The following is a 643-nucleotide window of genomic DNA, read 5'->3' as shown; positions in this document are numbered from 1 at the left end:
CGATGATCCCCAAGTTGGCTTTGGGCAACCGGTTGCACTCTTCGATCGCTTGCGCGGCGGTGGTCGCCTCGCGCACGGCGCAGCCGCAGGCCGAGAGCCAGAGCGCGAGCCGCGCCCGGACGCGATCGTCCGCGTGAGCCACCACCGCGACCAGAGAACCGTCCAAGCCCGAAGTTCCAGACGCCAGGGACAAAGTCGCAAATTGTGCTGATTCATGTGCAAATTCGATGCCTTGGTTGGTGCCCTCCCCAAACGGAGCGGCATTACGCCCTCAAATCCGACCGATGGACGGGCATTTGTTCTGGTTTTGATGGGTCATCACCGCTCAAGAATCAGCGGTGTCGTGACGAATGACGGATTCTGGTCACGCGGTGAGCAAAAACTGCCCAATTTGGTCCGGGCAAATTCAGAAGTTTTCCGGCGGCATTTGCGCGGAGAGGGCGGCCCGGCCGGCGTTTTTCTCGGCCCGCGAATTTTTTTCGCGTTTTTTCCCGAGCCCGTCCGGGACGACGGAATCGACTCCGCGGGCCACGCCGGACTTGCCGGAGGAAGCGATCGCGCCGGGCGTGACGGTCGCGCGGCCCGTCGGGCGGCCGCCGGCCGATTTACGATCCCTCGCGACCGGGCTAGATTGCCTTCGATC

The 643-nt window shown here is 63.3% G+C and carries 1 protein-coding gene; it reads right to left on the bottom strand.

The genetic code is table 11. The annotated features are described in order from the left end of the window. Positions 1-406 precede the first annotated feature (406 nt). Positions 407-643: hypothetical protein (locus DP116_RS28820; protein WP_211173565.1), on the bottom strand; the 237-nt coding region annotated here is incomplete at its 5' end.

The sequence above is a fragment of the Brasilonema bromeliae SPC951 genome (assembly GCF_012912135.1).
Classification (GTDB): Bacteria; Cyanobacteriota; Cyanobacteriia; order Cyanobacteriales; family Nostocaceae; genus Brasilonema; species Brasilonema bromeliae.
Note: the sequence above shows the minus strand (reverse complement) of the source record. Positions and strands in the feature narration are given on the sequence as shown.